Origin of the sequence: Acidovorax sp. SRB_14 (genome assembly GCF_012932145.1) — a bacterium.
GTDB lineage: Bacteria > Pseudomonadota > Gammaproteobacteria > Burkholderiales > Burkholderiaceae_C > Simplicispira.
This window is the reverse complement of sequence record NZ_MWOK01000005.1, coordinates 1-24,701: the sequence shown is the minus strand read 5'-3', so window position 1 is coordinate 24,701 and position 24,701 is coordinate 1. Positions and strand designations below refer to the sequence as shown.

Here is a 24,701-nt window from a genome sequence, read left to right as displayed (position 1 = left end):
CGGTGGAGGTGGATGCCCGATCGTCTCGGGGATGGGCTCCAGCGTCAAGGCGGCGGCGCTTTTTTGTCAGTGCGCGGCGGTCTTGGAAAACAGCTGGATCACGGCGACGCCGGCCACGATCAGCGCCATGCCCAGCAGCGCCGGCGCGTCCACGCTCTGGCGGTACAGAACGAAGCCCGCCACCGTGACCAGCACGATGCCCAGGCCCGACCAGATGGCGTAGGCCACGCCCACGGGCACGGTCTGCAGCGTGAGCGAGAGGCAATAGAACGCCGTGCCATAGCCCGCCACCACGATGGCCGACGGCCCGAGGCGGGTGAACCCCGCGCTGGCCTTGAGCGCCGAGGTGGCGACCACCTCGGCCACGATGGCGATGCCCAGCGCGAGGTAGGCGTGCATGGCGCTTAACCCCGGGCGGCCTGCACCAGGCGGCCTGCCTCCAGGCGCAGCTGCCGGTCGCAGCGCGCGGCCAGCGTCTCGTCGTGCGTCACCAGGACGAACGCCGTGCCCTGCTCGCGTGCCAGCGCCAGCATGTGCTGGAACACGCCCTCGGCCGTGGCGCGGTCGAGGTTGCCGGTGGGCTCGTCGGCCAGCACGCAGGCGGGCTGCGTGACCAGCGCGCGCGCGATCGCCACGCGCTGGCGCTCGCCGCCCGAGAGCTCGGCCGGGCGGTGGTGCACGCGCTCGGTCAGGCCGACATGGGCCAGCATCTGCGCGGCCTGGCGCGTGCATTCGGCGTACGGCAGGCGGCGGATGCGCAGCGGCATGGCGACGTTGTCGAGCGCACTGAATTCGGGCAGCAGGTGGTGGAACTGGTAGACAAAGCCCAGGTGCTGGTTGCGCAGCACGCCCTGCTGCGCGGCCGAGCGCTGCGCCAGGTTCTGGCCCAGCAGCTCCACGGTGCCGGCCGTGGGCGCATCGAGCGCACCCAGCAGATGCAGCAGCGTGCTCTTGCCCGAGCCCGAGGCGCCGACGATGGCCAGTGTCTCGCCCGCGTAGACGTCGAGGTCGACGCCGTGCAGCACCGTCACGTCCAGGCGCCCCTCGGTGAAGCGCTTGGTCAGGCCGCGCGCCTGCAGCACCACGCCGTTGTTGACGCCATTTTGGCGTTCAGCGCTTATGGGACGCGCGCTGATAGCTACATTATTCATAGCGAAGGGCCTCCGCGGGGTTGACCCGGCTGGCGCGCCAGCTCGGGTACAGCGTGGCCAGGAAGGACAGCACCAGGGAAATGACGGCAATCGGCGCGATGTCGCTGGTCTGCGGGTCGCTGGGCATTTTGCTGATCAGGTAGATGTCCTTGGGCAGGAAGCTGGCGTTGAGCAGATGCTCGATCGCCGGCACGATCACGTCGATATTGACCGCGATCGCCAGGCCCAGCAGCAGCCCGCTGAGCGTGCCAATCACGCCCACCATCGCGCCCTGCACGACAAAGATGCCCATGATGCTCTGCGGGCTCGCGCCCAGCGTGCGCAGGATGGCGATGTCGGCGCGCTTGTCGGTGACGGTCATGACCAGCGTGGAGACGAGGTTGAACGCGGCCACGGCCACGATCAGCGTGAGGATGATGAACATCATGCGTTTTTCGAGCTCGACGGCGGCGAACCAGGTCTTGTTCTGCTGCGTCCAGTCGCGGATCAGCAGGTCGCCGCTGAGGCTGCCCGCCAGCTCGTAGGCGACGGCGCGCGCCTGGTGCAGGTCCTTGAGCTTGAGGCGGATGCCCGTCGGGCCTTCGAGGCGGAAGATGCGCTGCGCATCGTCGTGGTGCAGCAGCACCAGGGCCGAGTCGTATTCGTAGTGGCCCGAGTCAAAGGTACCGGCCACCGTCATCTGCTTGAGGCGCGGCACGACGCCGGCGGGCGTGACCTGGCCGCTGGGCGCGATCAGCGTCACGGCGTCGCCGGTGCGCACGCCCAGTGCGCGCGCGAGCTCGACACCGAGCACCACGCGGAATTCGCCGGGCACCAGCTGCGCGACCGCGGCGGCGTTGGCGGAGGCGAGTTCGGTCACCTCGGCCTCGTGCGCCGGGTCGATGCCGCGCACCAGCACGCCCTTCATGTCCTCGCCGCGCGCCAGCAGCGCCTGCGCGGCTACGAACGGCGCCGCGCCCACCACCTGCGGGTTGCGCCGGGCCTCGGCCATCGTGCGCGCCATGTCGGGCAGCGCCGCTCCGCCAGGCGCAAAGATCTCGATGTGCGAGACCACGCTGAGCATGCGGTCGCGCACTTCTTTCTGGAAACCGTTCATCACGCTCAGCACGATGATGAGCGCCGCCACGCCAAGCGCAATGCCCAGCATGGAGACGCCCGAGATGAAGGAGATGAAACCATTGCGCCGTGTGGCGCGCCCGGCCCGCGTGTAGCGCCAGCCCAGGGCGAGTTCGTAGGGAATTTGCATGTGCCCGCGATTGTGGCATCCCGCAAAATACCGCCATGTCGGACACCACCCATTTGCTCGTGCCCTATGCGGCGCTCCACTCACCGGCCGGCCAGCAGGCGCTGGCCGGCCTGGCCCTGCCCCAGCTCGACCGGCTGCTGGCCCGCCTGACGCCTCTGGCCAGCGACCTGGACGACGAAGAAAATCCCGCCACCCCGCACGAGCGTGCCCTGGCGCGCGCCAGCGGCCTGCCCGATGCCGGCGGTCTCATTCCCTGGGCGGCCTGGCATGTGCGCGGGCTGGGCGCGGACGCTCCGGCGGCCCCGCACGATGCCGCCTGGGCCTTCGTCACGCCATGCCACTGGCAGGTGCGCACCGACCATGTCACGCTCGAAGACCCGGCCCGCCTGGGGCTCGACGAGGCCGCCTCGCGCGCGCTGCTGGACGTGGTGGCACCGTGGTTTGCCGAGGACGGCATCGCGCTGCACTACGACCAGCCCACGCGCTGGCTCGCGCACGGCGCGGTGTTCGCGGGCCTGGCGAGCGCCTCGCTCGAGCGCGTGCTGCACCGCGATGTGCGCGCCTGGATGCCCGCCAGCGCGCAGGCCGCCGGCCTGCGCCGCCTGCACAGCGAAGTGCAGATGCTGCTCTACACCCACGCCTTCAACGCCGAGCGCGAAGCGCGCGGCCTGCCCCCGGTGAACGCGTTCTGGGTGCACGGCACGGGCGGGCTGCCGGCCGGTGCGCCCGCTGCCCCCGCTGCGGCGCCCACGCTGGAGCTGTCGCTGCGCGGCCCCGCGCTGCGCGAAGACTGGGACGCCTGGGCCGGCGCCTGGCAGCAGCTTGACGCCGGCCCGATCGCCCAGCTCGGCGCCTATGTGGCGCGCGGCGGCGCGGCGCAGCTCACGCTGTGCGGCGAGCGCGGCGCGCTGTCGTGGCACTCAGCGCCGCGCAGCCTGCGGCAAAAGGTTTCAAGCATTTTCAGCCCCCAGCGCTTTGCCAGCGTGCGCGAGCAGCTATGAAGATAGTAGCGAGAGACATCCCCCCGCGCGCCGCGTGGGCGCTTGAGCAGGCCGGCGTGCACCCGCTGCTCGCGCGCCTGTACGCGGCGCGCGGCGTCACGGCCAAGGACGAGCTCGACGATGGCCTCGCGCGCCTGCTGCCACCCGCGGGCCTCAAGGGCATCGCCGACGCCGCGCGGCTGCTGGCCGACGCCATCGCGCAGCAGCAGCGGCTGTGCATCGTCGCCGACTACGACTGCGACGGCGCCACCGCCTGCGCCGTGGCCGTGCGCGGCCTGCGCCTGCTGGGCGCGCAGCACGTCGACTACCTCGTGCCCGACCGCGTGAACGACGGCTACGGCCTCACCGCCCCGATCGCCCGGCGCGTCAAGGAGCGCGGCGCCGACCTGCTGGTCACCGTCGACAACGGCATCGCCAGCGTGGACGGCGTGGCCGAGGCCAAGGCGCTGGGCCTCTCCGTGCTCGTGACCGACCACCACCTGCCGGGCGCGCAGCTGCCCGCCGCCGACGCCATCGTCAACCCCAACCAGCCGGGGTGCGACTTCGAGAGCAAAAGCATGGCCGGCGTGGGCGTGATGTTTTACGTGCTGTTGGCGCTGCGCTCCGAGCTGCGCGCGCGCGGCGTCTTCGATGCCGCGAGCCAGCCCAGGCTCGACCCGCTGCTGCCGCTGGTGGCGCTGGGCACGGTGGCCGACGTGGTGCGCCTGGACGCCAACAACCGCCGCCTCGTCGCCCAGGGCCTGCGCCGCATCCGCGCCGGGCACATGCCCGCGGGCGTGGCCGCGCTGTTCACGGCGGCGGGGCGCAAGGCGGCGGCGGCGACCACCTTCGACTTCGGCTTTGCCCTGGGCCCGCGCATCAACGCCGCCGGGCGCCTGGCCGACATGACCATCGGCATCGAATGCCTGCTGACCGACGACGCAGGGCGCGCGGGCGAACTGGCGCGCACGCTCGACGCGATCAACCGCGAGCGCCGCGAGATCGAGGGCGGCATGCGCGAGCAGGCGCTGCTGATGGCCGAGAGCCTGTTTGCCGAGGGCGAGGCGCCGCCGCCTGCCATCAGCGTGTTCGACCCCGGCTTCCACGAGGGCGTGGTCGGCATCGTGGCCTCGCGCATCAAGGACAAATTGCACCGCCCGGCTTTTGTGTTCGCCGCCAGCAGCGCGAGCGGCCGGGGGCACGAGCTCAAGGGCTCGGGCCGCTCGATTGCCGGCTTCCATCTGCGCGATGCGCTCGACCTGGTGGCCAAGCGCCACCCGGGCGTGCTGCTCAAGTTTGGCGGCCACGCCATGGCCGCTGGCTGCACCGTGCCCGCCGACCAGTTCGAGGTCTTCGAGCAGGCGCTGGCGCAGGTCGCGCACGAATGGCTGGACGCCGCGACGCTGACGCGCCGGATCGACACGGACGGTCCGCTCGCGCCCGAATACTGCCGCGCCGACATGGTGGACACGCTGCACCGCGAAGTCTGGGGCCAGGGCTTTGCGCCGCCCACGTTCAGCGAGGAAGTCGAGGTGCTCTCGCAGCGCCTGGTGGGCGAAGGCCGCAACCACCTCTCACTCAAGCTGCTGCACCAGGGCGCTCCGGTCGACGGCATCTGGTTCGGCCACACCGATCCGCTGCCCGGCCGCGTGCTGCTGGCCTTCCGGCTCGACGTGAACGAGTGGCGGGGCGAGCGCAAGGTGCAGTTCCTGGTCGAGGGCGCGCAGACCTAATTTTGGTCTTGCAAAGAAAATAGCTACCAGCCCTTGTGCAGCAAGGGCTGGTAGCTATGGAATTGTGAGTGGGTGCTGCCGCTGCAGCGCCCTCACCGGCGCGGGATCAGAAGCTTTCCCAGTCGTCGTCCGCGCCGGCCTTGGCCGGCTGCGGTGCAGGCGCCGCAATGCGCGGCGCCGGGGCGTTGGCGCGCGCGGCGGCAGGCCGCCCGGCAGAAGTCGCAGCCACTTTCGCGACGGGCGCAGCCGCCACCTTCGCGGCGGGTGCCGGCGCAGGCTTTGGCAGCGGCGCGCGCGCAGGCGCTGCGCGCACGGCACGGGCCACGACCGGGGCTTGCGCGCCCACATTGAACGCGGCAACGACGCTGGCCAGGTGCTGGGCCTGGTCGCGCATGGCCGTGGCGGCGGCCGTCGACTCTTCGACCAGGGCCGCGTTCTGCTGCGTCATCTGGTCGAGATTGGTGACCGCCTGGTTGACCTGGGCGATGCCGTCGCGCTGCTCGGTCGACGAGGCGGTGATCTCGCCGATCAGGTCGCTCACGCGCTGCACGCTGGCCACGATCTCGGTCATGCTCTGGCCGGCCTGCGCAACCTGCTGCGAACCCGATTCGACGTTGTCGACCGAAGCGCCGATCAGCGTCTTGATCTCCTTGGCCGCCTCGGCGCTGCGCTGCGCGAGGTTGCGCACTTCGCTGGCCACCACGGCAAAGCCGCGGCCCTGCTCGCCTGCGCGCGCGGCTTCCACCGCGGCATTGAGCGCCAGGATGTTGGTCTGGAACGCGATCGAATCGATCACGCCGATGATGTCGGAGATCTTGCGCGAGCTGTCGGTGATTTGCTGCATGCTGGAAACCACCTGGCCCACCACCTCGCCGCCGCGTGTGGCCGCCTGCGCCGCATTCGAGGCAAGCTGGTTGGCCTGGCGCGCGGTGTCGGCCGACTGGGTCACCGTGGCGGTGAGCTCCTCCATGCTGGCCGCGGTTTCTTCGAGGTTGGCGGCCGTCTGCTCGGTGCGCGCCGACAGGTCCTGGTTGCCCATGGCAATTTGCGTCGATGCGGACGACACCGACTCGACCCCGGCACGCACTTCGCCGACCACGCCGCGCAGCCGCGCCGCCATGGCCGAGAGCGAGCGCAGCAGATGGCCCAGCTCGTCCTTGCGGTCGTCGTGCGCATCGGCCGTGAGATCGCCGCCGGCAATCGCATCGGCCAGGTCCACGGCGCGCTGCAGGGGCTGGGTGATGGAGCGCACCATGGCTGCGGCGAGACCCATTGCCAACGCGATCAGCGCCGCGGCCAGCCCGGCGCCGATCCATTCGGCCCGGCTGTACTGAACGGCACCGACTCGCTTGACCTCATCTCGCTGGCGCTCCTGCAGTTGCACAAACGCCTCTTGCGACGCCACGTACTTGCTCACCGCAGGACGCATCTTTTCTTCGACAATTCGCCGCGCAGACTCCAAGTCTCCGCCCTTGCGGGCCTCCTGGGCCTGGGCATGGAACTGGAGCATCGCCGCACGCTCGGCGGCGATGCGCTCGAGTTGCTGCTTGTCTGCGGAAGAGAACGCAGCGGCAGTGACCTTCTCCTGCATCGCGGTGATGTCATTGATACCGGCCTTCACGAGCTGCTGCAACTGCGCGGTCGTGGTGTCATCGGAGGAAACGGCCGCAATGATGGCGCGCTCGACGTTCAGAGATGTCATGCCCTGCCAGCGCAATGCCAAGGTGATGCGTTCTTCGTTGAATTGAACGTTCTCGGCCACTGTGTCTTTGATCTGCCCCAGATACACCACTAGGCCCAAGCCCAGCGCCAGCATCGCCAGCGTTAAGCCAAGAAGAATCGACCAGAGTTTGCGCCCCATGCGCACGTTGTTGAGGTTCATCAGCATGTCCAGAAAAATAAGGGTCCACCCGCCTATTTGCGCAGAGGTATGTTGCAACGCCGCAAATTCTACTTTTAATTACATTTGTACCGACTTGCATACGAAACACAGTCACCCAAGTCCGCCTTTTCCCTCCTCAGCACACCAGACCGCAGACCTACAATGGCCGCGTGCCCACCTCTCCCCTCAACGCCGATCTGCACTGCCACTCTGTCGTCTCCGATGGCACCCTCACGCCAGACGAACTGGCGGCGCGCGCCAGCCACAACGGCGTGCAGTTGTGGTCGCTGACCGACCATGATGAAATCGGCGGCCAGCACCGCGCTGCTGCGGCAGCGCATGCGCAGGGCCTGGCCTACCTCACGGGCACCGAAATCTCGGTCAGCTTTGCCAGCACCACGGTGCACATCGTGGGGCTGGGGTTCGACCCCGACGACGCAGCGCTGGCGCAGGGCCTGGCCGCCACGCGCGGCGGCCGTGGCCAGCGCGCGCACGACATGGCACAAGGCCTGGCCCAGGTGGGCATCGCCGGCGCTTACGAGGGCGCGCTGCAGTACGTCAGCAACCCCGAGCTGATCTCGCGCACGCACTTTGCGCGCTTCCTGGTCGAGACCGGGGTGTGCCGCGAGACCTCCGAGGTGTTCCGCAAGTACCTCACCGAGGGCAAGCCGGGCTTCGTGCCGCACCGCTGGGCCGCACTCGGCGATGCGGTGCGCTGGATCACGCAAGCCGGCGGCGTGGCCGTGATTGCGCACCCGGCGCGCTACCGGCTCAGCGCCAACGAAGAGTTCGCGCTGTTTTCCGAATTCAAGCAGCACGGCGGCCGGGGTGTCGAGGTCGTCACCGGCAGCCACTCGGTGCCCGAATATGCGGTGTATGCCGACATGGCGCGCGAGTTTGGCCTGGCCGCTTCACGCGGCAGCGATTTCCACAGCCCGACCGAGTCGCACACCGACCTGGGCACGCTGCCGCCGCTACCCAGTGGCGTCACGCCCGTGTGGGAACTGCTCGCCGACCGCATCCGCCCTGCCCTTTGAAAGCCCTGCGCCATGGCCCAGCTCTTTGAGATTTACCCCGACAACCCGCAGCCACGCCTGCTCAAGCAGGCCGCCGCCCTGCTGCAAAAAGGCGCCGTGCTGGCCGTGCCGACCGATTCGAGCTATGCCCTGGTCTGCCAGATCGACGACAAGGATGCCGTGGAGCGCCTGCGCCGCATCCGCCAGGTCGATGACAAGCACCACCTGACGCTGCTGTGCCGCGACCTGTCGGAGCTGTCGAGCTATGCGCGTGTGGACAACCGGCAGTACCGCCTGCTCAAGCTCGCCACGCCAGGCCCCTACACCTTCATCCTCGAAGCGTCCAAGGAAGTGCCGCGCCGCCTGAGCCACCCGTCGCGCAAGACCATCGGCCTGCGCGTGCCCGACCGCAAGGGGCTGCAGATGCTGCTGGAACTGCATGGCGGGCCGCTGCTGGCCACGACCTTGATCCCCGCGGGTGAGATTGAGCCGCTCAATGACGCCAGCGAGATCCGCGAACGCTATGAGCGCCTGATCGACGCCGTCATCGACGCGGGCGCCTGCCCGTTCGAGCCCACCACCGTGATCGATCTCACGCCCATGGACAAGGGCGACGACCCCACCGTGCTGCGCACCGGGCGCGGCAGCCTGCAGGCCCTCGGGCTCTGAGGACGCCCCGCGCAGGCCAGGGCCGAGGCCGCGCGGCGCGCTGCGGATCTGCTCAGGCAGCGCTCAGGCGCAGCAGACCGCCCTGCATCGGGGCCAGGGCCCCGTCGTCTTCGAGCTTGAAGGCCCCCACGGCCAGTTGCAGGTCGCGCGCCTGGGCCGACAGAGCCGACGCCGCGCTGGCCGCCTGCTGCACCAGGGCGGCGTTTTGCTGGGTGGCGCCGTCCATGTCGGCCACGGCATGGTTGACATGCTCGATGCCCTCGCTCTGTTCGCGCAGCGCCTGCGAGATATCGCCCAGCAGCGTGGTCACCTGGCCTACGGCGCCGACAATTTCCGCCATGGTCGATCCGGCCTGGCCCACCAGGCCCGCCCCGCTCTCGACCTGCTGCACCGACTGGCCGATCAGGTCCTTGATCTCGCGCGCCGCCACGGCGCTGCGCTGCGCGAGGTTGCGCACTTCCGACGCCACGACGGCAAAGCCGCGGCCCTGCTCGCCTGCGCGCGCGGCCTCGACGGCCGCATTGAGCGCCAGGATGTTGGTCTGAAAGGCGATGCCCTCGATGACCTGGATGATGTCCACGATCTTGCGCGAGCTGCCGCTGATGGCCTGCATGGTCTGCACGACCTCGCTGACCACCTCGCCCCCGCGCCGCGCAATGCCCGAGGCATCGACGGCCAGGCCACTGGCCGACTGGGCGCGCTCGGCGTTCGCGCGCACCGTGGAGGTGAGCTGCGCCATGCTGGCGGCGGTCTGGGTCAGCGACGACACCTGGTCTTCGGTGCGGCGCGACAGGTCCGAGTTGCCCGAGTCGATTTCGCCCGCGGCATCGGCAATGGAGTCGGTGGACTGCTTGATGCGCGCCACGAGGTCCGTGAGCGTGTCTTCCATGGTGCCCAGCGCGCCCAGCAGGCGGCCGAAGTCGCCCTGCAGCTCGGTGCTGAACTCCTGGCTCAGGTCGCCTGCAGCCACCGTCTCGGCGATCAGGATGGCCTGGTTGAGCGGGTGGACGATGGCGCTGCGCAAGCGCACAAAGGACATAGCCGCCACCGCGAACACCGCGCCGCCCAGAATCCACAGCCACATGTGCACGCTGTCCAGGTGCGCCTGCGCGCCCTGCACGGCGCGCTCCAGCGGTGCGCGCTGTGCATCGGCCAGACCGCCGGCCAGGGCCATCGCCGCGCGGTGTGCGTCGGCGGCCTGGCCCATGCCGGCCACCGCCACGCCGACGAGCAACGCCACCAGCAGGGCAATGGTGCCAAACACCAGCACCAGGCGGGTGCCAATTTTCAAGTTGTTCAAGGCCAAGAAAAGTCTCCAGAAATAATAGGGCCGCGCTGCCCCATGGTTGCAAGCCATTTCAGACAGAGCGACATTTAGTAACAGAACAAATACTACCAACGATTGGTCCGAGTCGCCGGGACAGCGTCCGCAGGGTCTCAGGCGCGGGTGCACCGACCGGCACGCGCGGCGGCAAAGCGGCAGTGGACGGCCCCTTGCGGTCCGCTTGCCCGAACCCGGGCGGCGGGTCTGAGACAATGGCAGCGGTGGACCTCTCCAATCTCATCCAAACCGTTCTGATCTACGCCCTGCCGGTGCTGTTTGCCATCACCGTGCACGAGGCGGCCCATGGCTATGCGGCACGCCACTTCGGTGACAACACGGCCGCCATGCTCGGGCGCATCACGCTCAACCCGCTCAAGCACATCGACCCGGTCGGCACCATCCTGATGCCGCTGCTGCTGTACTTCGCCACCTCGGGCGCCTTCCTGTTCGGCTATGCCAAGCCCGTGCCGGTGAACTTCGGCAACCTGCGCAACCCCAAGCGCGACATGGTGTGGGTGGCCCTGGCGGGCCCGGCGTCCAACTTCGCGCAGGCCCTGCTCTGGGGCGCGGTGCTGGTGGTGCTTGTCGGCTCGGGGCTGCACGAGCGGTTCTTCATGGAAATGGCGCGTGCCGGCGTGCTCGTCAACCTGGTCATGTGGGCTTTCAACCTGTTTCCGCTGCCGCCGCTGGACGGCGGTCGCATCCTGGTCGGCATGCTGCCCTGGAAGCAGGCCCACCTGGTTTCGCGCGTCGAGCCCTGGGGCTTTTTCATCGTCATGGCGCTGGTCATTGCCGGCGTGGTCGGCACCTTGTGGCTGCGCCCGCTCATGTCGCTGGGCTACGCCGCCATCAACCTCTTGCTCACCCCCCTGACGGCACTGCTGCTGTAAGAACGTGTTTCGACTGAACTTTTATTCCCCCGCTCCATGAGTACCACGCGCTTTCTCACCGGCATCACGACCACCGGCACCCCCCACCTGGGCAACTTCGTCGGCTCCATCCGCCCCTCCGTGGCGGCCAGCCGCACGCCGGGCGTGCAGAGCTTTTACTTTCTCGCGGACTACCACGCGCTGATCAAGTGCGAAGACCCGCTGCGCATCCAGCGCTCGACGCTGGAGATCGCGGCCAGCTGGCTCGCCGCGGGCCTCGACCCCGAGCGCGTCACCTTCTACCGACAGTCCGACATCCCTGAGATCCCCGAGCTCAACTGGCTGCTGAGCTGCGTGGCCGGCAAGGGCCTGCTCAACCGCGCCCACGCATACAAGGCATCGCAGGACAAGAACCTGGCCGCGGGCCGCGACGCCGACGACGGCGTGACGGCGGGCCTTTTCATGTACCCCGTGCTCATGGCCGCCGACATCCTGATGTTCAAGTCGCACAAGGTGCCCGTCGGACGCGACCAGATCCAGCACATCGAGATGGCGCGCGACATGGCCGCCAGCTACAACCACCTCTATGGCGAGCACTTCGTGCTGCCCGAGGCGGCCATCGACGAGCATGTGGCCACGCTGCCCGGCCTCGACGGCCGCAAGATGAGCAAGAGCTACGACAACACGATTCCGCTGTTTTCGTCGCGCGAGCAGCTGCGCAAGCTCATCCAGGGCATCGTGACCGACTCGCGTGCACCGGGCGAGCCCAAGGAAGCCGAGGGCTCGGCCCTGTTCCAGATCTACCAGGCCTTCGCCACCGCGGCCGAGACCGCCGCACTGCGCCAGCAATTTGCCGACGGCATCGCCTGGGGCGACGCCAAGCAGGTGCTGCTCGAGCGCGTGGACCAGGTCATCGCGCCGATGCGCGAGCAATACGAAGCGCTGGTCCACAACCCCGCGCGCATCGAGCAGACGCTGCTCGCGGGCGCCGAGCGCGCCCGCGCCCTCGCCACCCCCTTCATGCGCGAACTGCGCAGCGCCGTGGGCCTGCGCAGCCTGGTGGCGGGCGCGGCGCCGCAGACCCAACCCAAAGCGGCCAAGGCCGCGCTGCCCAGCTTCAAGCAGTACCGCGAGGCGGACGGTCGGTTCTACTTCAAGCTCGTCGCGGCGGACGGCCGCGTGCTGCTGCAAAGCACGGGTTTTGCCGCGCCGCGCGATGCGGGCCAGGCCATTGCCCAACTCCAGCAGCGCGGCGCCCCCGCGCTGGCCGAGCTGGCACCGCACCTGGCGCCGGTGGACGGCGTGGCCGACAGCGACGTGGCCGCCGCGCTGCAGGCGCTGGCGGACGCCGCGGCCAGCTGAGACAGCTGCGCGATCCGCAGGCTGCGAGCGCTTCTGTTGAAGCGCTCTTTTTTTTTGTAGCTACCAACGCTTTCTGCATAAGGGCTAGAGGCCAAAAACACCCAAACCGCCGCCGCCATGCGGTGCGCCCCGCATACACTGCACCGTTCCAGGCCGCCGTGGCCGCTTCGGGAAACACCGCGATGCCCCACCCTGCGCCCCTCCTTGTTGCCTGTGCCCTGACGCTGCTTGCCACCTCAGGGGCCGCGCAAGGCCCCGCGGCGCCCGCGCCGCAGCCGGCGGGCGTGGCGGTGTGGCGCAACACGCTGGGCATGGCCTTTGTGCGCATTCCGGCCGGGCAGTTCGCCATGGGCAGCCAAGAAGCGCCCGCAACCCTGGCGCGCGACTACCCGGACCTGGAGCCCGAACGCTTCGGGCTGCTGGGCGACGAAGCGCCGGTGCACACCGTGCGCATCCGCCGCGCCTTCTACCTGGGCCAGCACGAGGTGACAGTGGGACAGTTCCGCCGCTTCATCGAAGCCTCGGGCTACCGGCCCGAATCCGAGGCCGATGGCACTGGTGGCTACGGCTACAACCCCGGCTACGATCCCGCCACCAGCGCGCGCGGCGACGCGTTCGAGGGGCGCGACCCACGCTATTCCTGGCGCAACCCCGGCTTTGCGCAGGGCGACGACCACCCTGTGGTCAACGTCACTTGGAACGACGCGCAGGCCCTGGCGGCCTGGCTCAGCCGCACCGAGGGGCACCGCTACCGCCTGCCGACCGAAGCCGAATGGGAATACGCGTGCCGCGCCGGCACGCGCACCCGCTACCCGCACGGCGACGAACCGCAAGACCTGGTGCGCCATGCCAACACCTTCGACCAGGAGGCCGCGCGCTACTGGCCGCGCTGGCAAGCACACGCGCTGCAGGGCAGCGACGGCCACGCGTTCACCGCGCCCGTGGGAAGCTTCGCGCCCAACGCCTTTGGGCTGCACGACATGCTGGGCAATGCCTGGGAATGGGTCGCGGACTGGCATGGCGAAACCTATTACGCCCACTCCCCCCGCAACGACCCGCAAGGCCCCGCCGAAGGCAGCGTGCGCGTGCGCCGCGGTGGCTCGTGGCACACCTGGGCGTTCTACGCGCGCTGCGCCTACCGCAACTGGAACAGTCCGCAAACGCGCTACACCCTGGTCGGCATGCGCCTGGTGCGCGAAGACCGGCCGGAGGGCCCCAGGTCCAGGCGCCGCGCCGCCCCTCGGAAGGAGCCAACCCATGCCCATTGAGCCATCCAGCGACGAGCGCTCCGAAGCCGCTCAGCCGCGCGCGCAAGCGCCGAACACGCAGGCGGCGAAATCGCTTGCTCCGCTGGAGCGCAGCCGATTCGGCGGCACGCAACGCCGGCATGGGCGCCCCGACGACGACGACGCGCCGGTGTCGCGCAGCGACCTCAGCAAGGGGCCGCAGGAACTGATCGAGGACCGCACGGCCCGCATCAACTGGGGCGTTCTGTTGATTTCGTCGGCCGTGATCCTCGCCTTCTCGGTCTGGGCCATCCTCTTGCCCACCGACGCGCGCACATCAATGAAGACGGCCGTCGACTGGATCGCGACGAACCTTGGGTGGTACTACGTGCTCACGATGACGCTGGTGATCGGCTTTGTGCTCTGGGTCGCGTTCTCCAAGGAAGGCGACGTGCGGCTCGGTCCCGACCACTCGCGGCCGCAGTACAAACTCGTGACCTGGGTGTCGATGCTGTTCGCCGCCGGGGTCGGGATCGACATGCTCTTCTTCTCGGTCACCGGCCCCGTCGTGCAGTACCTGCATCCGCCCTCCGGCGAGGGCGGCACCGCCGCGGCGATGCAGGACGCGGTCGTCTGGACGATGTTCCACTACGGCATCGCCGGCTGGGCGATGTATGCGCTGCTGGGCATGGCGATGGGCTATTTCGCGTACCGGTGGGGCATGCCGCTGTCGATCCGCGCGGCGCTCTACCCGCTGCTCGGCAAGCGCGTGCGCGGCCCCTTGGGCGACGGCATCAGCATCATCGCGCTGGTCGGCACCGTGTTCGGCGTTGCCACGTCGATGGGCATCGGCGTCGTACTGCTGGGCGTCGGCTTCTCGCTGATCTTCGGCCTGGAGCAGGGCCTCGCGCTGCAGATCGCGCTGGTCATCGGCGCGGTGGTTCTGACCATCGCGGCCACCACGTCCGGCGTCGACCGCGGCATCCGCTGGATCTCCGAGCTGAACCTCTGGAGCGCCGTGGCGATGATGGTCTACATCCTCGTCACCGGGCAGACGGCGTTCCTCTTGAACGCCCTGGTCGAGAACATCGGCCGCTTCCTCGTCACGTTCCCCGCACGCACGCTGCAGACCTTCGCGTACGAACCCAACAGCGCCGAGTGGATGGGCGGGTGGACGCTGTTCTTCTGGGCGTTCTGGCTCGCGTGGGGGCCGTTCGTCGGCGTCTTCCTCGCCCGCATCTCGCGCGGGCGCACGCTGCGCGAGTTCGTGATCGCGGCAATCACCGCACCCGTGCTGTGCGACTTCATCATCGTCTCGCTGTTCGGCAACTCGGCCCTGTTTCAGGTGATGCAGGGCAACACCGCGTTCGCCGAACTCGCGGTCCAGAGCCCGGAGCGCGGTTGGTACGCACTGCTGGAGATGTTCCCGGGCGCGATGTTCCTGATAGGTCTGGCGACGCTCTCGGGACTGCTGTTCTACCTCACGAGCGCGAACTCGGGCGCGATGGTGATGTCGAACTTCTCGGCCTCGATCCCCGACCCGTCGCACGACGGGCCGAAATGGTTGCGCATCTTCTGGGCCGTGCTCACCGCGGTGCTCGCCGTGGCGATGCTGTTTGCGGGGGGCGTGACGACGATGGAGTACGCGACGCTCATCTTCGCATTGCCGGTGACGGTCATCGCCTACCTGGTGATGGCGTCCTTCTACAAAGTGCTGCGGATGGAGCGGGCCGAGCGCGAGGGCCAGGTGCTGCGAAGACCGTCCATCGCTCCCAGTGGCGGCCACGTGCCGGAGCGGTCGTGGAAACAGCGGCTTGAACAATTGCGCGCGTTTCCGTCGCGGCGGGAGGTCATCCAGTTCCTCGACCGCACGGTGCGGCCGGCGCTCGACGACGTCGCCGCCGAGTTCCGCAAGCAGGGTTACGAGGTCGAGCGGGCTGCCATGACCAACGCGAGCGGCATCGAGGAGCCGCTGCTGCGGGTGTCGATGGACGCGTTCCGCGCCTTCCTCTACCAGGTCGCCATCGTCGAGGCACCGGTACCGATGTTCAGCGGCCGGATGTCGCGTGAGACCGACGTCTACTACCGGCTTGAGGTGTTCACGCAAACCGGTTCGGGCGGCTATGACTTGATGGGCCTCACCAAGCAGCAGGTGATTGACGACGTGCTCGAGCGGTACGAGGCCCACCTCGCGTTCCTCACCATCTCCAGCCAGACCGACACCGCATCGGTGCTCACCCCGCCGTTGCCGCCCCAAGGCCAGCAGTCCGCAGTGCCGAAGGACGCGGGGGACAGCTGAGTCTTGGAGAGCAGCGGGGCTTCACGCCGGCGAGTGGCCCCAAGTGGCTGACCAAGCTCGTAACCCTGGAGAGAAGACGACGACCGGTTGAATCCCCCCTACGATCAACTGGTCTGGATCACCTTGGCCCCTATGGCTTTGGCCAGTTGCATGGCGGCCAGCGAGACACCACCGCCAATGCCGAACACCAGCACCGTCTCCCAGGGCCGCACCTGGGCCTTGGTGAACAGCATGCGCCAGGCCGTCAGGTGGTTGACTCCCAGGGCGGCAGCCTGAGCGAAGGTGAGGCCCTGCGGCATGGGGAACACGTTCTGGGCCGGCATGCTGATCCACTGCGCGAAGGTACCGTGGCGGTGCTCTCCGAGCAATTGCATCTTCGTGCAAAGAACGCCTTCACCGCGCTGGCAGAACTCACAGCGGCCGCAGGCGATCCCCGGATGGATGACGACCTGCTGTCCTGCGCTCAACAGGGTCTCGGCATCGTCCACCCCCTCAACGACGCCAGCGGTGTCCAAGCCCATGATCTGGGTCAATTGGTGGATGATGCCGGCACCGCTGTTGCGCATGTACAAGTCGCCCTGGTTGAGGGTCGCTGCCTCCACCCGCACCAAGACTTCGCCCGACCGGCGGCTGGGACGCTCGCATTCGCGCACTTCCACCCCCTCATTGCCACCGTGGCCAGTGATGAATGCTGCTTTCAAGGGCGGCCCTCGCGAATGGTTGCCAAAAGAGCGCCGTTCGCATCAGGCGGGGCGGCCGAGGTCCAGCGCCTTGGCGTAGTCGACGAAAAAGTCCAGGCTGGAGGGATTTTGTATGGCATCGGGACTGGCAACCTGGGCCGCCTCGGCCCCCTGCAGCAAGTTTCGCACCGGAACCTCCATCTTCTTGCCCGTGAGGGTTCGCGGAATTTCGCTCACCTGGACCACCGCGTCGGGCACATGTCGGCCCGAGGCCTTGGTGCGGATTTGCTGCTGGATGCGCTCCACCAGGGCCTGGTCCAAGCTCCTCCCCGGCTGCACCACCACGAACAAGGGCAGGAAGGAAGGTCGCCCGAGGAACTCCAGATCAATGACCAGGCTGTCGCACACCTCGGGCAGTTCTTCGACCACGCGGTAGATCTCGGCGGTGCCGATGCGGATGCCCAAGCGGTTAATCGTGCTGTCGGAGCGACCGTAAATCACCGAGCTGCCATGGCGGGTAAAGCGTATCCAGTCGCCTTGGCGCCAGACGCCCGGGTACATCTCGAAATAGCTCTCGCGGTAGCGCTGCCTTTGCGGCTACAGACCGCGTTAGTCCCTGCCTTCAATGCGAGCATCCGCTCCGGAAGCATTGGGGCGTAAGCTACCGTCGGACGCCACAATGGCCGCTGTCAGCAATGAGTTCGAGTTGCATTTTCCCCAAGCGTCCAATCGTGCACTCAGGTACTGATTGTCGGGCGCCGCGGGAGTCAAACATGCGTTACACCACCCTGATCACTGCTGTCCTGCTTGGCGGCGCAAGCTGGCCACCTTCAGCACAAGAAATGACGCTCTCGCCCACCGATACGGCCGCCGCATTCAAGGCCGCTGGATACAAGCTCAAGGGCACGAAATGGATGGCATGCGCCGAAGGCACGGTCTCCGAGGTCCGGGACATCAACGGCGACGGGTTGCCCGACGCGATCGTCAGCGAAGGTGGAACCAAGTGCCACGGCATGACCGGCGAGGGCTATATCGCCTGACGTCAACCCAATTGAGCATCGGCTGATGGGCGAAGGACCAGCCGGGACTGCTTGCGCTTGGGCGCATAGTGGCGAAGTGCTGGAACGCTGGAAGGTGGCCCGGCAGCTTGCCGCCGTGAAGGACATAGCGCTCGCGTTTGAACGGGCCGGGGTTAAGGCTGACGACGGCGGAAAATTTGCGATTCCGGGTAGGTTGTCGAAAACGTGCGGATTTCCCTTGCGATAAAGACTCGACACGGGAAGTGCGTGCGTTGTTGAAAGCGGTATGGGCACCAGGGGCACTGTGGACTTATAGGGCGGGCGTTTTGAGCCCCAAAAAAACTCCATGAGGGGCTTCGCCCCAGGTGTATTCTGGATAGGGGGTGCAAGGTCAGTGCCGGGTGCCCCATGCGTACCGAGCCCGAGCGAAGCTGAACAAGAAACCTATAGAGGGTGACTACTCGCTTTTGAACTCTTCTGACCGATGGTGCGCCATGTACTTTTCATGCTCCGGTTTCAGTGCGATCTTCATTGTGGGCGTGATCCCAAGTTTGGCAGCCTCGGTGAGAAGGGGCGAGAGGCAAATCGCCCCGTCCGGCGCGAAAGTGATAAAGCCCTTGTCGAACGCCTTATCCAGGTTTGGCGAAAGCAACAGCCCGTTCCACTGGTCCAAGCGCTCACTGTTCGTGGACTTTTTCCACGGCTTGATGTGGGACGCAACAAGGAGGCTGGTGTCGCTGAAGCCCGTCACGGCGCAGCCGGTCCAGTGCAGCAGCACCTTGTCTCGAAACGTGCCCTGCCCGATCCGGGATTTGATCAGTGCCGTCTTTTCGGTCGTCGTCGTGGTGGGATCGCTGATGATCTGTTCAAGGTCCGCTTGCACGTCGTCGCTACCGTTGCTGGCGAGGTATGCGGCGAACTGGGACAAGGTGGCGCTGTACATGTGATGCCCACGCGCGTTCCGCTCTTGGAAAACAGGCAGTTCCTGAATGCGGGGGGAAAGGGCTCCAAGGGCGGCAGAACTGGTCAATGCAGTTAAGGGACCTGAAATCAGGCCGTGGTCCATCGCCCATTGGGACAGTGAACCCCGGAGTGCGCCGTCGTAGCTCCTCGCGGAGGACTTCGACAGCCCCTTGTGAATCATCCAGTCGTAGAAGTTCATGCCTCAACAATCGAGCTAGAAAAAGCTATTTTCGCGCAAGGCTAACCGGCCCCGGGCGGGGCTATAAGCGGAACGAAGAAGGGGACACGGACGATCCGGGCAATTTGGTCGTTTGTGCCCCCTTCCGTGCGCGATCGGTGCCCCCTTGTTGCAGAGGGCAGGAAGGGGGCACGAAACCCACCAGTACCTTTGGTACTGGAGCGGGGTACGTGTACGCTGTGGGGATGGTGGTCTGACGCCCGCCCGGGCGAGCCCCACACCAGCGGACGCCCTGGCCTCGCGGCCATAACAAGGCATGTTCGCGCCCAGCTAGCCACCTTGTCCCTACCACCCAGCTTTATGGGGGGTGGTATGTGGGGCTCAATTTTGGCCAAGAAAAAACCCTAAGCGAGTCAATCACTTAGGGTTTTATTTGGCGGAGAGGGTGGGATTCGAACCCACGGTAGTGTTGCCACTACGCCTGATTTCGAGTCAGGTACATTCGACCACTCTGCCACCTCTCCTGTGTGTCGAAGCCTGCGATTCTAGCAGCAATTCAGGGCTGTAGAAATTCGACGCCGCCCATATAAGGCCGCAGCACTTCCGGCACCTCCACGCGGCCGTCTGCGCGCTGGTAGTTCTCCAGCACGGCCACCAGCGTGCGGCCCACCGCAAGGCCCGAGCCGTTGAGGGTGTGCACCAGTTCGTTCTTGCCCTGGGCGTTCTTGAAGCGGGCCTGCAGGCGGCGCGCCTGGAAGGCTTCGCAGTTGCTCACCGAGCTGATCTCGCGGTAATTGTTCTGGCCGGGCAGCCACACTTCCAGGTCGTAGGTCTTGGCAGCGCCAAAGCCCATGTCGCCGGTGCACAGGCTCATGACGCGGTACGGCAGGCCGAGCTTTTGCAGCACGGCCTCGGCGTGGCCGGTCATCTCTTCGAGCGCTTCGTAGCTTTGGTCGGGGTGCACGATCTGCACCATCTCGACCTTGTCGAACTGGTGCTGGCGGATCATGCCGCGCGTGTCGCGGCCGTAGCTGCCGGCCTCCGAGCGAAAGCACGGCGTGTGGGCCGTGAGCTTGATCGGCAGCTGGTCTTCGGCCACCACCACGTCGCGCACGAAGTTGGTCAGCGGCACTTCGCTGGTGGGGATCAGGTACAGCGCCGCGTTGTCGGGCACGGGCTCGCCGTCCTGGCCGCCCTTCTTCGCGGCGAACAGGTCGCCCTCGAACTTGGGCAGCTGGCCCGTGCCCTTGAGCGAATCGACGTTCACCGCATAGGGCACGTAGCACTCGGTGTAGCCGTGCTCCTGCGTCTGCAGGTCGAGCATGAACTGCGCCAGCGCCCGGTGCAGGCGCGCGATCGGGCCCTTCATGACCGTGAAGCGCGTGCCCGAGAGCTTGACGCCCATGTCGAAGTCCAGGCCCAGTGGCGTGCCCACATCGACGTGGTCCCGCGGCTCGAAGGCAAAGCTGGCGGGGGCACCCCAGCGGCGCACCTCGACGTTGCCGGCTTCGTCGGCGCCCACGGGCACGCTTTCGTGCGGCAGGTTGGGCACGGCCATGAGCATCGCCTGCAGCTCGGCCTGGATCTGCTCCAGGCGCGCGGCCGATTGCTCCAGCTCCGCCTTGGATGCCGCCACCTGGGCCTTGGCGGTTTCTGCGCCGTCCTTATCGCCCTTGCCCATCAGCATGCCGATCTGCTTGGACAGCTGGTTGCGTTGGGACTGCAGCTCCTCCGTGCGGGTCTGCAGCGTCTTGCGTTCGGATTCCAATGCCTGGAACGCTGGCACGTTCAGGAAGGTCTGGGGGGCTTTGCGGGTCTCCAGGCGCGCGATGGCGGTGTCGAGGTCTTTGCGGAGAAGAAGGATGTCAAGCATGGTGCGATTTTAGGGGCGTGGCGTGCGGGCCTCAGGCCAGGCTGGCCGGGTCGAAATTGGCGCCGCACAGGATCAGGGCCACGGTTTCCTGCGGCTGGGGGCGGTAGGCGCCGCTGTGCAATGCCGCCAGGCCCAGGGCCGCCGCGGGCTCGACGGCCAGCTTGAGCTCTTTCCACAGCCACAGCTGCGCGGCGCGGATGGCCTCGTCCGGCAGCAGCAGCGCCTCGTGGATGTGGCGCTGGCCCACTTCCCAGGCGATGGCACCAATGCGGCGCGCGCCCAGCGAGTCTGCGGCCAGCCCGCCGACCTCCACGTCCACGGGCGCGCCGGCCGCGCGTGCGCTGTGCAGCGTGGGCGCGCGCTCGGGCTCCAGGGCCACCACATGGGCGCGGCTCTCGACCCAGGCGGCCACCCCTGCGATCAGGCCGCCGCCGCCCACGCTGACCATCACGGTGTCGGGCGGCCGACCGCCCTGCTCTTCCATCTCCTGCGCCAGCGTGCCCGCGCCGGCCACCACCTCGGGCTGGTCGTAGGCGTGCGCCAGCAAGGCGCCCGTGGCCTGCTGGCGCTCAAGGCAGGCCTGCAGGGCTTCGGAATACGCCGCCCCCGCCACCACCACGTCGGCGCCCAGCGCGCGCAGGCGCGCGCGCTTGGCCTCGGGCGACACCTCGGGCACATAGACCTCGCAGCGCACGCCCAGCGCCTGCGCCGCCGCGGCCACGGCAATGCCGGCGTTGCCGCCCGAAGCGATGACGACGCCGCTGGCCGGCACCGGGTTGGCCAGCAGCCGGTACAGCATGCCGCGCGCCTTGAAGCTGCCGCCCACCTGCAGGTGCTCCAGTTTGAGCCAGACCTCGGCGCAATCGACTCCCAGCTGCCGGCCCGCCACGCGCCACATCGGCGTGGTGCGCAGGAAGTCGGCCTGGGTGGCGAGCTGGCGGCGGGCGGCGGCGATGGCGGCGCGGTCGATCATGGTTCTGGCTCCGGGAAGGCAAGGCTGGGCAGTGTAGGTGCGCCGGCGCTCCGCAGGAGCGTGCACCACTTTTCGCCCTGGCTGCCGATAACATGGCCACGGGGGCTCCGCCGCCCGCATGCAGGAGGATCCATGTTCTTTGTCTTCGGCCCTTCGGGGCAGATGTACCGCGGCGGCTCTGAAAAGCTGTCCCAGGTGGCGCCCGTGCGCCGCGTGCAGCGGCCGCAGGCCTTGCGCGCCGGCCGCGTCGATGTGCCCGCGCCCGGCGCCGAGGCCGCGCCGGGCCATGCCCCGGCCAGCATCCACCTGCGCGCCCAGGACGCCATGGCCGCCTACGCGCAGACCGTGCAGGGCCCGCAGGAGGCGCGCCGGCCGCTGACCCGCGTGCGCGACGTGATGACCGCCGGTGCACTGACGGTGTCCCCCGATGCGCGCGCGGAACACGCCTGGCAGCAGCTGGCGCAGCACGGCATTGCGCAGGCCCCCGTGGTCGATACGCAGGGCCAGGTGGTGGGGTTGCTGCTGCGCGCCGACCTGGCGCCGCCGGACCTGTTGCCCCAGCCCGGCGCGGTGGGCGACGCGGTGCGGCGGGCGCGCCGCCCGGTCGCCGAGGTGATGGTGAGCCCGGTGCCCACGGTGTCGCAGGACGCCGAACTGCGCCGCGTGGCCAGCGTGCTGCTCGACACCGGCCTGCCCGGCCTGCCGGTGACCGACGCGGCGGGCGTGCTCTCCGGCTTCATCTCGCGCACCGACATCCTGCGCGCCGTGGCGGCCGATCCGCCGCTCGACCTGTGGAGCTGAGGCGCCACGGAAGTTTCAGTGAAATAGGCCTCTAACGCTTATGCAGCCAGCGCAAATAGCTATCAATAAGAAGCAATCAATGCCCTGCGGCACCGGTCTCCGGGCGGCGCTGGGCCAGCTGCAGGCCGGTGGCGGCATCGATCTTGAGCCCCTTGGGCAGCGGGAATTTCACGGTTTCCTGTATGCCGTCCATGGTGCGCACCGACACCGCGCCCAGCGCCTTGATGCGCGCAATCACCTGCTTGACCAGCACTTCCGGGGCCGACGCGCCCGCCGTGAGGCCCACGCGCGCGATGCCGTCAAACCACTCGGGGCGCAGCTCGTTGGCACCGTCGACCATGTAGGCCGTGGTGCCCAGCTTGGCCGCGAGCTCACGCAGGCGGTTGCTGTTGGAGCTGGTGGGGCTGCCCACCACGATGACCAGCTCGACCTGCGGACTCAGCAGCTTGACCGCGTCCTGGCGGTTTTGCGTGGCATAGCAGATGTCCTGCTGCTTGGGCTCGCGCACGCTCGGAAAGCGCGCACGCACGGCGGCCATGATCTCGGCCGCATCGTCCACCGAGAGCGTGGTCTGCGTGACCACGGCCAGGCGCTCGGTCTGCAGTGGCTGCACATGCGCCACATCCTGCACGTCTTCGACCAGGTGGATGCCGCTGTCGAGCTGGCCCATGGTGCCTTCGACCTCGGGGTGGCCCTTGTGGCCGATCATGATGAACTCGTAGCCGTCCTGCGCCAGCTTGGCCACCTCGACGTGCACCTTGGTCACCAGCGGGCAGGTCGCGTCAAAAATGCTGAAGCCGCGCGCGCGCGCCTCGGCCTGCACCGCCTTGCTCACGCCGTGCGCGCTGAACACCAGCGTGGCGCCCGGCGGCACGTCGTTCAGCTCTTCGATGAAGACCGCGCCCTTGGCCTTGAGGTCGTTGACCACATAGGTGTTGTGCACGATCTCGTGGCGCACGTAGATCGGCGCGCCAAACTTCTGCAGAGCGCGCTCGACGATCTCGATGGCGCGGTCCACGCCCGCACAGAAACCGCGCGGCTCGGCCAGCAAAACCTCTTGGGGGTGTTTCACAGCACGCCGATCACTTGCACTTCGAACGTCACCGGCTGGCCTGCCAGCGGGTGGTTGAAGTCAAAACGCACGGCGCCCTCGCGCAACCCGATCACCGTGCCGGCGTAGCTGCCCAGGCCGTCCGGGGTCGGAAAGCTGATCACGTCGCCCACCTGGTACTGCTCGTCGGGGTCGCCCAGCTCACTTAGCAGCTGGCGCGCCACCCACTGCTGCATCTCGGGGTTGCGCTCGCCGAAGGCCTCGCCGGCGGCCAGCTCGAAAGTGGCGCGCGCGCCCTCGGCCAGGCCCTGCAGGCGCTGCTCCATCGCCGGCGACAGCTCGCTGTTGCCCAGCGTCAGCGTGGCCGGTTTGTCGGCAAAGGTGTTGATGACGTCGCCGGCGGGGCCCGCCAGACGGTAATGCAGGGTCAGGAATGAGCCCGGTTGAACAGTTGCCATGGGTGCCTCTATAAACTGGCGCCATTTTAGAACCCGGCCCGCGTTCCATGCCCCTCAAAGACCTTCCCACCGACGCCCAGCCGCGCGAGAAGCTGCTCGCGCGCGGCCCCGCGGCGCTGGCGGACGCCGAGCTGCTGGCGATCCTGCTGCGCACCGGCATGACAGGCAAGGGCGTGCTGCAACTGGCCGAGGAGCTGCTGAGCCCACCCGCCACCTGCCCCGAAACAGGCCGCGCCAGCGGCGGCTTTGGCGGCATTGCCGGCCTGCTGCACACCAGCAGCGACGACCTGCGCCGCACCAAGGGCCTGGGCCCTGCCAAGCGCGCCGAACTGGTGGCCGTGATGGAGCTGGCGCGCCGGGCACTGGCGCAGCAGCTGCGCGAGCGCGAGGCGTTCGACTCGCCCGATGCGGTCAAGCACTACCTGCAGCTGCACCTGGCGCACAAGGGGCACGAGGTGTTTGCGGTGCTGTTCCTCGACAGCCAGCACCGGCTGCTGGCGCTCGAAGAGCTGTTTCGCGGCACGCTCACGCAGACCAGCGTCTACCCGCGCGAAGTGGTGCTGCGCGCCCTGCACCACCAGGCCGCTGCCGTGGTGCTGGCGCACAACCACCCCAGCGGCAGCGTGCAGCCCAGCCGCGCCGACGAGGCGCTCACGCAGACCCTCAAGACCACGCTGGCGCTGGTGGACGTGCGCGTGCTCGACCACATCATCGTGGCGCCGGGGCAGGCGCTGTCGATGGCAGAGCAGGGGCTGGTGTGAGCGAGCACCAGCGCACGGCACTGCAGACCGCGCTTGATCGCGCCTTGGGCGTGGCACCTGCGGCCGCGCCACCGCCCGCGCCCACTGCGGCAAGCGGCGCCAACCGCGCCAGTGTGCGCGCCGCTGCGGCAGCCGCTGCAGCAGCGCGGGCGAAGGCGTCTCGGCCCATCGCCACGCCGGCCAGCGC

General features: G+C 68.2%; 23 protein-coding genes, 1 tRNA gene and 1 pseudogene. 12 read left to right on the top strand and 13 right to left on the bottom strand.

Translation table 11 applies throughout. The annotated features are described in order from the left end of the window. Positions 1 to 66: 66 nt before the first annotated feature. From B2J86_RS05355 to B2J86_RS05345, 3 genes are read right to left on the bottom strand one after another with little or no spacing between them, the layout of a single operon-like run. Positions 67 to 399: a multidrug efflux SMR transporter gene (locus B2J86_RS05355; protein ID WP_169167544.1), complete on the bottom strand. Its 333-nt coding sequence runs from the start codon at positions 397 to 399 to the stop codon at positions 67 to 69. A gap of 5 nt (positions 400 to 404) precedes the next feature. Then, positions 405 to 1,151 carry a lipoprotein-releasing ABC transporter ATP-binding protein LolD gene (lolD, locus tag B2J86_RS05350; RefSeq protein WP_173024902.1) on the bottom strand — a complete coding sequence of 249 codons (747 nt, stop codon included), beginning with the start codon at positions 1,149 to 1,151 and terminating at the stop codon, positions 405 to 407. Then, on the bottom strand, positions 1,144 to 2,397 hold the full coding sequence (locus tag B2J86_RS05345) for a lipoprotein-releasing ABC transporter permease subunit (protein ID WP_173024901.1): 1,254 nt from the start codon (positions 2,395 to 2,397) through the stop codon (positions 1,144 to 1,146). Before B2J86_RS05345 ends, lolD begins: the two co-directional genes overlap by 8 nt. 35 nt (positions 2,398 to 2,432) lie before the next feature. Between B2J86_RS05345 and B2J86_RS05340 the strand changes: the two genes are divergently transcribed. Next, positions 2,433 to 3,398, top strand: coding sequence for a phosphoglycerate mutase (locus B2J86_RS05340; protein WP_169167541.1), 966 nt, complete (start codon positions 2,433 to 2,435; stop codon positions 3,396 to 3,398). Continuing rightward, positions 3,395 to 5,110 (top strand): single-stranded-DNA-specific exonuclease RecJ, encoded by a 1,716-nt coding sequence (gene recJ, locus B2J86_RS05335; RefSeq protein ID WP_173024900.1) that lies wholly within the window; start codon positions 3,395 to 3,397, stop codon positions 5,108 to 5,110. Before B2J86_RS05340 ends, recJ begins: the two co-directional genes overlap by 4 nt. A gap of 106 nt (positions 5,111 to 5,216) precedes the next feature. Here the strand turns inward: recJ and B2J86_RS05330 are convergent, their stop codons facing one another. Next, positions 5,217 to 6,992, bottom strand: a complete 1,776-nt coding sequence (locus B2J86_RS05330) for a methyl-accepting chemotaxis protein (protein ID WP_173024899.1) — start codon at positions 6,990 to 6,992, stop codon at positions 5,217 to 5,219. Between the two features lie 170 nt (positions 6,993 to 7,162). Here B2J86_RS05330 and B2J86_RS05325 point away from each other — a divergent pair, with 170 nt between their 5' ends. Both B2J86_RS05325 and B2J86_RS05320 read left to right on the top strand, forming a co-directional pair. Continuing rightward, positions 7,163 to 8,029 (top strand): 3',5'-nucleoside bisphosphate phosphatase, encoded by an 867-nt coding sequence (locus B2J86_RS05325; RefSeq protein WP_173024898.1) that lies wholly within the window; start codon positions 7,163 to 7,165, stop codon positions 8,027 to 8,029. A 12-nt stretch (positions 8,030 to 8,041) separates the two neighbouring features. Then, positions 8,042 to 8,677 (top strand): L-threonylcarbamoyladenylate synthase, encoded by a 636-nt coding sequence (locus B2J86_RS05320; protein WP_169169584.1) that lies wholly within the window; start codon positions 8,042 to 8,044, stop codon positions 8,675 to 8,677. Positions 8,678 to 8,729: 52 nt separating this feature from the next. Here the strand turns inward: B2J86_RS05320 and B2J86_RS05315 are convergent, their stop codons facing one another. After that, positions 8,730 to 9,983 carry a methyl-accepting chemotaxis protein gene (locus tag B2J86_RS05315; RefSeq protein WP_206041374.1) on the bottom strand — a complete coding sequence of 418 codons (1,254 nt, stop codon included), beginning with the start codon at positions 9,981 to 9,983 and terminating at the stop codon, positions 8,730 to 8,732. 230 nt (positions 9,984 to 10,213) lie between these two features. Between B2J86_RS05315 and B2J86_RS05310 the strand changes: the two genes are divergently transcribed. The 4 genes from B2J86_RS05310 to betT all read left to right on the top strand — a co-directional run bounded on the left by B2J86_RS05310 (position 10,214) and on the right by betT (position 15,757). Continuing rightward, entirely contained in the window at positions 10,214 to 10,891 is a 678-nt protein-coding gene (locus tag B2J86_RS05310; protein WP_169633243.1) for a site-2 protease family protein, read from the top strand. A 36-nt stretch (positions 10,892 to 10,927) separates the two neighbouring features. After that, the gene (locus B2J86_RS05305) at positions 10,928 to 12,232 is read left to right on the top strand and encodes a tryptophan--tRNA ligase (RefSeq protein WP_173024897.1); all 1,305 of its coding nucleotides are present in this window, start codon (positions 10,928 to 10,930) and stop codon (positions 12,230 to 12,232) included. Positions 12,233 to 12,414: 182 nt separating this feature from the next. Beyond that, positions 12,415 to 13,500, top strand: a complete 1,086-nt coding sequence (locus B2J86_RS05300) for a formylglycine-generating enzyme family protein (protein WP_173024896.1) — start codon at positions 12,415 to 12,417, stop codon at positions 13,498 to 13,500. After that, positions 13,490 to 15,757, top strand: coding sequence for a choline BCCT transporter BetT (gene betT, locus B2J86_RS05295; protein WP_169633240.1), 2,268 nt, complete (start codon positions 13,490 to 13,492; stop codon positions 15,755 to 15,757). The genes B2J86_RS05300 and betT overlap by 11 nt, the downstream gene beginning before the upstream one ends. Before the next feature lie 104 nt (positions 15,758 to 15,861). Here betT and B2J86_RS05290 read toward each other — a convergent pair whose 3' ends face one another. After that, positions 15,862 to 16,458, bottom strand: a complete 597-nt coding sequence (locus B2J86_RS05290; protein ID WP_173024895.1) for an alcohol dehydrogenase catalytic domain-containing protein — start codon at positions 16,456 to 16,458, stop codon at positions 15,862 to 15,864. 42 nt (positions 16,459 to 16,500) lie between these two features. Continuing rightward, positions 16,501 to 17,022: pseudogene (locus B2J86_RS05285) on the bottom strand (acetoacetate--CoA ligase); the annotation flags it as partial. 188 nt (positions 17,023 to 17,210) lie between these two features. Here B2J86_RS05285 and B2J86_RS05280 point away from each other — a divergent pair. After that, on the top strand, positions 17,211 to 17,477 hold the full coding sequence (locus B2J86_RS05280; RefSeq protein WP_173024894.1) for a hypothetical protein: 267 nt from the start codon (positions 17,211 to 17,213) through the stop codon (positions 17,475 to 17,477). Positions 17,478 to 17,913: 436 nt separating this feature from the next. Here the strand turns inward: B2J86_RS05280 and B2J86_RS05275 are convergent, their stop codons facing one another. The 4 genes from B2J86_RS05275 to B2J86_RS05260 all read right to left on the bottom strand — a co-directional run bounded on the left by B2J86_RS05275 (position 17,914) and on the right by B2J86_RS05260 (position 21,443). Next, positions 17,914 to 18,618, bottom strand: a complete 705-nt coding sequence (locus B2J86_RS05275; RefSeq protein ID WP_173024893.1) for an HNH endonuclease — start codon at positions 18,616 to 18,618, stop codon at positions 17,914 to 17,916. 413 nt (positions 18,619 to 19,031) lie between these two features. Further along, positions 19,032 to 19,121: transfer RNA gene (locus tag B2J86_RS05270), tRNA-Ser, on the bottom strand. A 32-nt stretch (positions 19,122 to 19,153) separates the two neighbouring features. Next, positions 19,154 to 20,470 carry a serine--tRNA ligase gene (gene serS, locus B2J86_RS05265; RefSeq protein WP_173024892.1) on the bottom strand — a complete coding sequence of 439 codons (1,317 nt, stop codon included), beginning with the start codon at positions 20,468 to 20,470 and terminating at the stop codon, positions 19,154 to 19,156. 31 nt (positions 20,471 to 20,501) lie between these two features. Continuing rightward, positions 20,502 to 21,443: a threonine/serine dehydratase gene (locus B2J86_RS05260; protein WP_173024891.1), complete on the bottom strand. Its 942-nt coding sequence runs from the start codon at positions 21,441 to 21,443 to the stop codon at positions 20,502 to 20,504. 132 nt (positions 21,444 to 21,575) lie between these two features. On the opposite strand from B2J86_RS05260, the gene B2J86_RS05255 reads away from it, so the two are divergent. Then, a complete protein-coding gene (locus B2J86_RS05255) occupies positions 21,576 to 22,244 on the top strand; it encodes an HPP family protein (protein ID WP_173024890.1) in 669 nt (222 codons plus the stop codon). A 76-nt stretch (positions 22,245 to 22,320) separates the two neighbouring features. Here the strand turns inward: B2J86_RS05255 and ispH are convergent, their stop codons facing one another. Both ispH and B2J86_RS05245 read right to left on the bottom strand, forming a co-directional pair. Then, positions 22,321 to 23,316 (bottom strand): 4-hydroxy-3-methylbut-2-enyl diphosphate reductase, encoded by a 996-nt coding sequence (gene ispH / locus B2J86_RS05250; RefSeq protein WP_173024889.1) that lies wholly within the window; start codon positions 23,314 to 23,316, stop codon positions 22,321 to 22,323. Then, positions 23,313 to 23,753, bottom strand: a complete 441-nt coding sequence (locus B2J86_RS05245; RefSeq protein ID WP_173024888.1) for a peptidylprolyl isomerase — start codon at positions 23,751 to 23,753, stop codon at positions 23,313 to 23,315. Before B2J86_RS05245 ends, ispH begins: the two co-directional genes overlap by 4 nt. A 47-nt stretch (positions 23,754 to 23,800) precedes the next feature. Between B2J86_RS05245 and radC the strand changes: the two genes are divergently transcribed. Together radC and B2J86_RS17980 are read left to right on the top strand one after the other, a co-directional pair. Next, positions 23,801 to 24,514 carry a DNA repair protein RadC gene (gene radC, locus B2J86_RS05240; protein WP_173024887.1) on the top strand — a complete coding sequence of 238 codons (714 nt, stop codon included), beginning with the start codon at positions 23,801 to 23,803 and terminating at the stop codon, positions 24,512 to 24,514. After that, the coding region (locus B2J86_RS17980; RefSeq protein WP_216842304.1) for a hypothetical protein at positions 24,511 to 24,701 on the top strand (191 nt) is incomplete at its 3' end. The genes radC and B2J86_RS17980, both read left to right, overlap by 4 nt.